This is a genomic window from Corallococcus sp. AB011P (assembly GCF_003611605.1).
Classification (GTDB): Bacteria; Myxococcota; Myxococcia; order Myxococcales; family Myxococcaceae; genus Corallococcus; species Corallococcus coralloides.
Genome location: NZ_RAVX01000005.1, coordinates 562,741 through 573,575, shown reverse-complemented (window position 1 = coordinate 573,575; position 10,835 = coordinate 562,741). Strand labels below are relative to the sequence as shown.

At 68.6% G+C, this 10,835-nt stretch carries 1 protein-coding gene; it reads left to right on the top strand.

Annotated elements, in window-relative coordinates; all coding sequences use genetic code 11:
- The first annotated feature begins 80 nt into the window (after positions 1–80).
- Positions 81–10,676, top strand: coding sequence for a non-ribosomal peptide synthetase (locus D7X30_RS18040; protein ID WP_147443226.1), 10,596 nt, complete (start codon positions 81–83; stop codon positions 10,674–10,676).
- The last annotated feature ends 159 nt before the right edge of the window (positions 10,677–10,835 follow it).

Sequence of the window (10,835 nt, the reverse complement as noted above, 5' to 3'; positions counted from 1 at the left end):
CCTCCGGCTCCGCTTGCCCTCGCGACTGGGCCTACAGCACCTGCACCGGCCGCGCCCTCTTCCGCGAGCGCGGCGCCGTCGTGGGCCGCACCTCCCAGCAGCTCGCCCAGGGCCTGCTCGACCTCGCCTCCGGCCGCCTCTCCTCCTCCGTCCTGCGCGGCAGCGCCCCCTCCTCCGGCCGCCCCCGCCTCGCCTTCGCCTTGAGTGGCCAGGGTGCCCAGTACGCCGGCATGGGCCGCGCCCTCTACCAGCGCTTCGCCTCCTTCCGCTCCGCCTTCGACGAGCTGGCCGCCCTGCACCGCGACTCCACCGGTGGCCAATCCCTCACCTCCCTCGTCTTCGACTCCCCTGACGCCGCCCTGCGCGACACGGGCCTGGCCCAGCCCTCCCTCTTCGCCTTCCAGTACGCCCTGAGCCGCCTCTGGCTCAGCCTCGGCGTCTCCCCCTCCGCCCTCATCGGCCACTCCATTGGCGAGTACCTCGCCGCCCACCTCGCCGGCGTCCTCTCCCTTCACGACGCCTACCTCCTGGTGCTCGCCCGCTCCCGCGCCATGGCCTCGCTGCCTCCCGGCGGCTCCATGCTCTCCGTCCTCGCCAGCCCCTCCCGCCTCGCCCCCTTCCTCTCCTCCTTTCCCTCCCTCGAGCTCGCGGCCGACAACGGCCCCGAGGCCTGCGTCCTGTCCGGGCCCCTCCCCGACATCGAACGCCTCCTGCCTCTGCTTGAGTCCGCGGACCTCTCCTTCCGCCCGCTTCACGTCTCCCACGCCTTCCACTCCGCCGCCATGCTTCCCGCCATGGCCGCCCTCTCCTCCGCTGCCTCCCGCCTCCCGCACCACTCCCCTTCCCTTCCCCTCGCCTCCAACCTCACTGGCGCCCTCGCCACCCCCTCCCTCTTCGTCCCCGACTACTGGGCACGCCACCTGCGCCAGCCCGTCCTCTTCCGCCAGGGCCTCGAGGCCCTCGTCGCCAAGAAGTTCACCCACTTCCTCGAGATTGGCCCCAGGCCCGTCCTCACAGGCCTGCTGCGCTCCGCCTCCAAGGGCCTCTCCTGCATCCCCTCCCTCGACTCCTCCGACCCTGAGCGCGCCTTCTGCTCCGCCGCCGCCTCCCTCCACGCCCTCGGCCTCGACCTCGACTGGAAGGGCCTGTTCCCGGGGAAGACGCCGCGCTGGGCGAGCCTGCCCACCTACCCCTTTGAGCGCACTCGCTTCTGGGCCAGCAAGACCTTCGTAGAGAGCAAGAAAGACACCATGCAAGTCAACGCGCAGACCCGCCAAGCCACTCCGGACAGCACGACCGCCGTTGCCGCCACTGCCCGCGCCGTCCGTGCGCTGTTCGCCGAACAGTTGTCCACGGAGGCCGACCGCCTCGACCAGGACACGCCGCTTCTCGAGCTGGGCGCCGACTCGTTCGTCATGGTGTCCGCGCTCAAGAAGCTGGCGGAGATCTGGCAGGTCCGGATGTCCGTGCGTGACTTGTTCGAGGTCCATCTCACGGTGAACCAGATCGCGGCCCACCTGGTCGCGACCTCACCGGTGGCGGACGGCGTCGCCGCCAGGCACAGCGGGCCGGCCATCCCCGCGGCCGAGCCGGTCCGTGCTCCGGCGCCCCCGGCCCCGCGGATGGGCACTCCGGCGCCCGCCGCGCCCCAGCAGGCCGTCGTGCCCGAAGCCCCCAAGCCCGCCAGGACGTTCGCACCGGCCCCCGCGCCGACGCGTGCGCCCGCGCCCACGGCAACCGGCGCCTACCAGCCGCCCCGGTTTGGAAACACGAAGCCCGCGGCCGCCCCGGGGATGACGCCGCGCCCGCCGGCCAGCCGCCTCACGACCGAGCAGGCCGAGTATCTGGCCCGCTTCACTGCGCGCTATACGAGCAAGACGGGCCGCTCGAAGGAGCTGGCGGCCGCGACTCGCGGCAAGCTGGTCAACACCCGAAGGTCCTCGTCGGGCTTCCGGCTGGAGACCAAGGAGCTCACGTATCCCATCGTCGCCACGGACTCCAAGGGCTCGAGAATCCGGGACCTGGACGGCAACGAGTACGTGGACCTCGCCATGGGCTTTGGCGCCACGCTGTTCGGACACAACCCGGACTTCGTGCGCGAGGCCCTCGCCGTTCGCCTCGAAAAGGGCTACCAGATTGGCCCCGCGAGCGAGCTCGCGGGTGAGTGCGCCCGCTTGATCTCGACCGTGACGGGCATGGACCGGGTGCTGTTCCTGAACTCGGGCACCGAAGCGGTGATGACCGCGATGCGCATCGCGCGGGCTGCCACGGGCCGCTCCAAGGTGGTGGTCTTCCAGAACGCCTACCACGGACACTTCGATGCCACGATGGTGACGCCCGATATCGACGGTGGCGGCGCCACGGCGCGGCCCATGACGCTCGGCACGCCCCAGCGGATGATCGATGACGTCATCGTGCTGCCCTACGCGAACCCGCGGTCCATCGACACCATCCGCGCGCTCGGCCACGAGCTCGCCGCGGTGATTGTCGAGCCGGTCCAGAACCGCCGTCCCGACCTGCACCCGACCGAGTTCCTGCAGGCCCTGCGCGAGGTCACCCGCGAGACGGGAAGCCTCCTCGTGTTCGATGAGATCCTGGTCGGCTTCCGCATCGCCCTCGGCGGCTCACAGGAGTGGTTCGGCGTCCAGGCCGACATGGTGACCTACGGGAAGATCATCGGCGGCGGACTCCCCCTGGGCGTCATCGCCGGCCGGCACGAGATCATGGACCGGGTCGATGGCGGCGCCTGGAACTACGGCGATGACAGCGCGCCCCAGGAGAACACCACGTACACCGCCGGCACCTTCAGCATGCATCCGCTGGCCATGGCGGCATGTCACGCCACGCTGACGGAGATGCTGCGCCAGGGCGGCGAGCTGCAGCGAGCTCTCAACCAGCGCGCCGACCGGTTGATGGAGATCCTGAACGAGGTCTTCACGAACAATCAGGTGCCGCTCATGGCGGTCAACTTCGGCTCGTTCTTCCGCTTCGCGCAGTCGGGCAACCTGAGCTTCGTCTACCAGCCGATCGAGCTCGACCTCTTCTTCTACCACCTCATCGAGAAGGGCGTTTACGTGTGGGAGGGGCGGACCTGCTTCATCTCGACCGCCCATGACGACAAGGACATGGATGTCATCATCCAGGCCGTCCATGAGAGTGTGAGCGAGCTGAAGGCCGGCGGGTTCTGGCCCGGCCGGGAAGGACCCGGCGGAGGCTCGGGGCGTCCGGACTCCGGCTCGGCCGGACACGCCTCGTCGGGCGCGAAGACCACGGCCAGCCCGGTCGCCCCCGCGGTCCCGTCGCCGCGAGACGCGGGCCGCGCTTCGCTCCTCGGCCGGGCCATGCGCCAGGATGAGGGCAGCCCGGCCGCACGCGCCCCCGAGCCATCGCGGACGAAGCCTCCGCCGCGCGCGATGCCCGCGCCCATCGTCGACGACAGCTACACCGCTCGCCGCTCCGACGGCTCCACCATCGATTTCTCCCTCTACTACTTTGGCGACCTCGCCGAGGACGCCCAGTCGGACAAGTACAGACTCCTGCTCGACGGGGCCCAGTTCGCCGATGAAAACGGCTTCCAGGCCGTGTGGTTGCCCGAGCGGCACTTCCACTCGTTCGGCGGTTTCTCGCCCAACCCCTCCGTGGTCACGGCGGCGCTCTCACAAAGGACGAAGCGGGTCGATCTGCGCGCGAGCGTGCTCATCCCCCTTCAGCATCCCATCCGCGTCGCCGAGGAGTGGGCGGTACTCGACAACCTCAGCCAGGGCCGCGTGGGGATCGCGCTGGCCTCCGGCTGGCACGCCAACGACTTCGTGCTCGACCCGGAGAGCTGGGAGCGCAAGCGAGAGGTGATGGTCGAGCGCCTCGGCGCGCTCCAGCACCTCTGGCGCGCCAGCGCAGTGCCGTTCTCCGGCCCCAACGGGCAGGATGTCCCCGTCCGTATCTTCCCTCGCCCCACCCGCGCCTCGCTGCCCCTGTGGCTCACCACGCTCGGCAATCGCGAGACCTGGTCCATGGCGGGCCGGCTCGGCCTCGGCGTGCTCACCAACCTCATCGGCCAGAAGATCTCCGACATCGCGGACAACATCCAGGCGTACCGGCAGGCCCGCACGGAGGTCGGCCTGGATCCGAACCGGGGCCACGTCACCGTGCTGCTGCACACGCTGGTGGGCGCGGAGCTGAACGAGGTGCGCGAGCAGGCCCGAGCGCCTTTTGGCCGCTATCTCGCCTCGTCCCTCGGCCTGTTCCAGCAGATGGTGCGCGAGCAGGGCCTCACCGCGGACTTCGACACCCTGACCCCCGAGGACCGCGCGTTCCTGCTCAACGCGGCCTACAACCGCTATGCGTCGGGCAACGCGCTCATCGGAACCGTGGAGAGCACGGCCGCCGTGGTCGATCAGCTCGTCGCGGCGGGGGTGGACGAGCTCGCCTGCTTCATCGACTTCGGCGTCGAGCACGACTATGTGCGCAGCCACCTGCGCTTTCTCGGGGAGCTCAAGGACCGCTACCGAAAGCCCACCAAGAAGGCGCTTCCCAGCAGCCTCACGTACACATCGACGGCGCCCATCGTCATGCCCAGCGCGAGGAGCTCCGCGGGCCGTCCGAGCTCGGCCCCGGCCTCTGAGACCGCCGTCCCCGCGAGCAGCGCGGACGAAGACGAAGGGAAGCGAATCGCGCTTCGCCTCCCCCTCACGGGGGACCAGCGCATGCTCTGGTTCCTCGCGCGCATGGGCGCGGATGGCCTGATGGCCTATGCGCAGACCATCGTACTGCGCCTGACCGGTCCGTTCGATGTCGCGGCGATGCAACGCGCCTACGCGGCCGTCATCGCCCGTCATGAAGCGCTGCGCATCGTGTTCGCCGACGATGGCGAGAGCCAGTCCGTGCTGGCCCGAGGCGTGAGTGAGGTCCCGATCATCAATCTGTCCGCCCTGGACTCCGAGCCTCGTGCGCGGCAGTTGGAGGCGTGTCTGGCGGACGAGGCCGAGCGGCCCTTCGAACTTGACGAGTCGCTCGTGCGGCTGGCGGTGGTCAAGCTCACCGAGACCGAGCACGTGCTCGTGCTCACCAGCCATCACCTGGTCTGCGACGGGGTCTCGGTCGGCATCCTCCTGACGGAGCTCGCCGCGCTCTATGCGGATGCGAGCAAGGCCGCCAAGCTGCCTCCGGCCCCGAGCTTCGCCGAGCACGTGCACTGGAGACTCGCCCAGCACCAGGAGGCTGACTATGCCCGCGAGGAGGCATACTGGCTCCAGGTGATCGGCACGAAGCTGCCCGTGCTGGAGCTGCCCACCGACCGCCGTCGGCCCCCGATCAAGACATATGACGGCGACCGGGTGACGCTCACGCTGGAGGCCGCGTTCTTCACGCGACTCAAGGGCTTCGCCCAGGAGATTCGCAGCACCTACTTCATGGTCGTCCTCGGCGCGTTCGCCGCGTTCTTGCATCGCGTTGCCCGGCAGGACCAGGTGGTCGTGGGCGTACCGTTCGGTGGCCGTGGTCGCGAGGGAAGCCAGACCATGATCGGCTATCTGTCCAACGTGTATCCGATCGTGAGCCGGCTCGAGCTGGGCGACAGCGTGGCCACGTACCTCGACCGCCTGCGCGCCACGCTGCTGGATGCCTACGACCACCAGAGCTATCCCTTCAGCGCGCTCGTGGCCAAGGCGATGTCGAGCACCGGGTCCGGCCGCGCCCCGTTCTTCTCGGTGGCCTTCAACTGGGACCGGGTCGACCTTCCGCGGCTCGAAGGGCTTGCTGTCGAGCAGCTCGAGTTCCGCCCGCGATATGTCGACTACGACCTGATGCCGAACATCATGGAGGTGAACGGCGAGGTCGTCATCTCATGGGATTACAACAGCCAGCTGTTCGACCGGGGCACGCTCGAGACGCTGGCGAACCAGTTCGTCGTCATGCTCCGCGCGCTCGTGCGCGATGCCAACGCGCAGGTCCACGACCTGCCCCTGCGCGACGCGGCAGCGGAGGTGGCCTTCCTCCAGGCCCATGCCACGCCCCGTCGCGCGCCGGAGGGCCTCCGCGACACGCTCTCCGCGCTCCTTGCCGACACGGTGGCCCCCCACGGCGCGACGGTCTCGGGTGAGGTCTATGTCGTCGATGTCCGCGGCCGACCAGCACCCGAGGGGCATGTGGGGGAGATCCTCGTTGGCGTGACTGGCGTGGCGGTGGGCGAGCAGGTCATGCCCAACCCCTTCGGCCCGGGCGTCGTCTATCGCACTGGAGCGCTCGGCCGGTATCGCTCCGGTGGAGTGCTCGACCTCTTGGAGCACGGTCGTGAGGACGCGGGCCGCGCGGCCCCCGCCCAGGAAACGGAACGCGCCAGTTCGACAGGCTTGGGCCAGACGACGGCCCAGGGCGAGGTATCCACCCTGACCGACATCTGGCTGGAGCTCCTGGGCGTTCCCACCGTGAGCGCGGATCAAGACTTCTTCACGCTGGGGGGCCATTCGCTGTCGGCCGTCCGGATGGTCGCGCGCATCCGCGAGTGCTTCGGCGTGGACTTGTCCCTCGGCGTGCTCTTCGACGCCCCGACCATCCGGCAACTGGCGCGGGTGATCGCCGACAAGCAGTCCAAGAGCGAATCGGCGTCGGCGCCGGACGAGGTGGGGGCGGTCGCCATCCGGCCCGACCCCACCCATCGCCACGAGCCCTTCGATCTCACTGAACTGCAGCAGGCCTACTGGCTGGGCCAGTCCGATTCGCTGTCCGGTGGCGGCCTGCCGGGCGTGGCCTATCTTGAGCACGAGATCCTGGATCTCGACGTCGACCGCTTCGAGCGCGCCTTTCAGAAGGTCATCGAGCGGCACCCCATGCTGCGCGCGGTCATCCGGAAGGATGGCCTCCAGCAGGTGCTGTCCCAGACGCCCCCGTTCCGCATCGACTGCGTGGATTTGCGTGCCCTGGGGGAGGAGGAGCGCTCGGCCACGCTGCGACGGACCGAGATCGAAGTCGCATCCCGAGGCTTGTCGCCCGACACCTGGCCTACTCTCGCCTTGCGCGTGCATCGGCTGGACGCCCGGCGCTACCGCATCCACCTGGGCTTTCCTCTCCTGCTCGGCGATCTGCAGAGCGGCCGGATCTTCATCCGCGACCTCGACCAGATGTACCGCGACGTCAACGCCGACCTTCCGCCTGTCGGCTTCGACTACCGCGACTACGTGAACACGTTGAGCGAGACGCGCGCGACCGCGGCCTTCAAGCGCGCCGAGACCTATTGGCGCGATCGCCTGGCCACGCTGCCTCTGGCGCCGAGCCTTCCCCGGGCCAACAGCGCCCAGGACAAGGAAGCGCGGGACGAAGGAACGGCGTTCATGCGGCATGAGGGTCTACTGCCCCGGGCCGCCTGGGATGCCCTCAAGCGGCGGGCGCGTGCCGCGGGCCTGACGCCGGCGGCGCTGGTGACGGCCGTCTATGCCGAAGCCATCACGGAGTTTTGCGAGAGCCCGCACTTCACGCTGAATCTGCTCTATCAGAACCGGCCGTCCTGGCATCCGCGGATTCAAGAAGTGGTCGGCAACTTCAGCACCACCATCCTCCTCGAGGTCGACAACCGCGAGCCCCTGCCCTTCGAGAAGCGGGTGCGCGCTCTGCAGACACGGCTGTGGAGCGACATGGAGCACGCGCAGGTCAGCGGCATCCAGGTCGTTCGCGAGCTGGCGCGGCAGCGGGGCTCGAGCGTGGCGTCGTCCATGCCCGTGGTCCTGGCCAGCAGCCTCCATATGTCCGCCGCGGAGGTCGAGTCGGACGCGCTCTTCTTCACGGTGGTGAGCAACCGGCTGCAAACCCCCCATGTGTGGATTGACCATCAGGTGATGGAGTCCCGCGCGGGCCTGCGCTTCCACTGGGATGTGCGCAAGGGAATCTTCCCGCCCGGCCTGACCGCGTCCATGTTCGCGATCTTCACCGACCTGCTGGCCAAGCTCGCCAAGGGCCGTGGCTGGGATGAGGTCAGGCCCGTCGAGCTTCGTCCTTCCGAGTTCGACGCTCGCACGCGGGCCAATGCCTCGGACAAGCCCCAGGCCCGCGAGATGCTCCACGAGCTCTTCGCGACACAAGCGGTCCAGCGTCCCCAACACCCCGCGATCATCGCGGGTGAGCGGGTCATCTCCTACGGCGAGCTCAGTGAGCGCGCCAACCGGCTGGCCCACCGCATCCGCGCCCACGGCGTGGGCCCGAACCAGCTCGTGGCCATCAGCATGGACAAGGGCTGGGAGCAGCTCGTGGCGGTGCTGGGAGTCCTCCACGCGGGCGCCGCGTACCTGCCCGTTGATCCCTCCCTCCCCACAGAGCGTCTGCACACGCTCATGCAGCATGGCCGCGCGGCCCTGATCCTCACGCAGCAAGCACTCGAGTCCACGGTGGCATGGCCTGAAGACTTGCCACGCCTCGTGGTCGCGCGTGAATCCGAGACGGGTGACGCCACGCCGCTACCCTTCACCCAGACCGCGTCCGATCTCGCCTATGTCATCTTCACCTCGGGCTCGACCGGGGTGCCCAAGGGAGTGATGATCGACCATCGCGGTGCGGTCAACACGGTCCTCGACATCAACCGGCGCTTCAACGTCGGGCCCGAGGATCGGGTGCTGGCGGTGTCGTCGCTGAGCTTCGACCTCTCGGTCTATGATGTTTTCGGACTGCTCGCCGCTGGCGGCAGCGTGGTGATTCCGGATGCCGCGCAGGCCCGCGAGCCCGCGCACTGGGCCCGGCTCATCCACGAGCACCGGGTGACGATCTGGAACTCGGTTCCCCAGCTGATGCAGCTGCTGGTGGATCGGGAGGAGCAGGAGCACGCCGCGCCCCTCGAGAGCCTTCGGGTCGTCATGCTCAGCGGCGATTGGATTCCGGTGTCACTGCCTGGCCGAATCCAAGCCCGGACGGAGCGATGTCAGGTGGCCAGCCTGGGCGGTGCGACCGAGGCGTCGATCTGGTCGATCATCCACCCCATCGATCGCGTGGATCCGTCCTGGCAGAGCATTCCCTATGGACGCCCCTTGGACAATCAGCGCTTTCACGTGCTCGACGCCGCCTTGCGTCCACGGCCGACGTGGGTCCAGGGCGAGCTCTACATCGCCGGCATCGGCCTGGCCCAAGGTTACTTGTCGGATCCGGACAAGACCCGGGATCGCTTCATTCATCACCCTGTGACCGGCGAGCGGATGTACCGCACTGGAGATCTCGGCCGCTACCTGTCGGATGGCAACATTGAGTTCCTCGGGCGCGCGGACCACCAGGTGAAGGTTCAGGGGTATCGCGTCGAGCTGGGCGAAATCGAGGCCAGTCTGGAAAAGCACCCGCGGGTCAAGGCCTGCGTGGTCTCCGCCTACGGTCCCAGCCGTGGAGAGCGGCGTCTGGTCGCCTACGTCGTGGGCCAGGACACGGAGCCCGGAGACACACCCGCCGCCGTAGACACCGAGGCCCTGCGCAAGCACCTCGCGACCCAGTTGCCGGCCTACATGGTCCCGGGCCAGTTCGTCCTGCTGTCCGAGCTGCCCTTGACCTCCAATGGCAAGATCGATCGCCAGGCCCTGCCCACCCCCGACGCTGTGCTCGGCGTCGCTCGCCGAGCCAAGAGGGTCGCGCCGCAGACGCCGCTCCAGCACACCCTCGCGGAGATCTGGCGCGAGGTCCTCGCCGTCGACGACATCGGAATCCACGACGACTTCTTCGCCGAACTGGGCGGCCATTCCTTCGCGGCCGTCCGCCTCCTGGCGCGGGTGAATGCGAAGCTGGGCCGTGAGCTGCCCTTGTCCAGTCTGCTCGAGGGACCAACGCTGGCCCATCAAGCGGAGCGGCTCCATCAAGCGGCGCTGGAGGGCGCGGACCCGGCGCACGTCTCCGGCGCGGCGGCCGTGTCAAACGCTCCGGCCTGGTCGCCCGTGGTGCCGCTGCGCAAGCAGGGCTCCGAACGCCCCCTCTTCCTGGTGCACCCCGTCGGTGGAAACGTCTTCTGCTACCGCGCCCTGGTCGCGTCCATCTCGCCGAAGCGTCCGGTGTATGGACTGCAAGCGCGCGGCTTCGTCGGTGAGCAGACGCCGCTCGACAGCTTGCAGGAGATGGCCAGCATCTATGTGGACGCGATGCGCGGAATCCAACCCCGAGGGCCTTATCTGCTAGGCGGCTGGTCCATGGGTGGATTGGTCGCGCTGGAGATGGCTCGGGTGTTCGAGGAGCAGGGAGATGAAGTCGAACTGCTCGCACTCATTGACAGCGTTGTGCCAGGCCGCAAAACCATGCTGGACGGCCTCGGACTCCTGGCGTGGTTCATGCGGGATTTGCTGGCGACCAGCAGCCGTGTTTGCGACCTCGACCTGAGTGGACTCGAGCACCTTGATGATGCCGCCCGGTTGACCGCGGTGCTTGAGCGGGCCAAGGCCAAGAATGCCATTGCCCAGGACGTCACAGCCGAGCAACTCGAGCGCCTGTACCGCGTATTCGTCCGCCACAGCGCGGCCATGGATGCGTATGCCCCGACCCCCGTGCGAGCCCCCGTCTTGCTTCTGGACGCGGCCGATTCCGAGGAGCGCGAGCGGGTCGCTCCCTGGAAGCGATTGACCTCCAGCCTCAAGCATCACCGCATTGCCGGCAACCACTATTCAATTCTAGGCGAGCCTCACGTCGCCACGTTGGCCAAGCGGCTAGGCGCGGCACTCCGAGACAAATAAACACCGAGGCATCCCCTCGTCTGAATCAGATCGCGCATGCGCGGCATGGACTGGTTTGACGTGCAGGTCGTCCTCGAGAACCTCCGGCAAGAAGACCCGCACCTGTTTTCGTCGAGGGCCACATTCCTCGAGTGCCGGGGCGAACGTCCCTACAGCCGG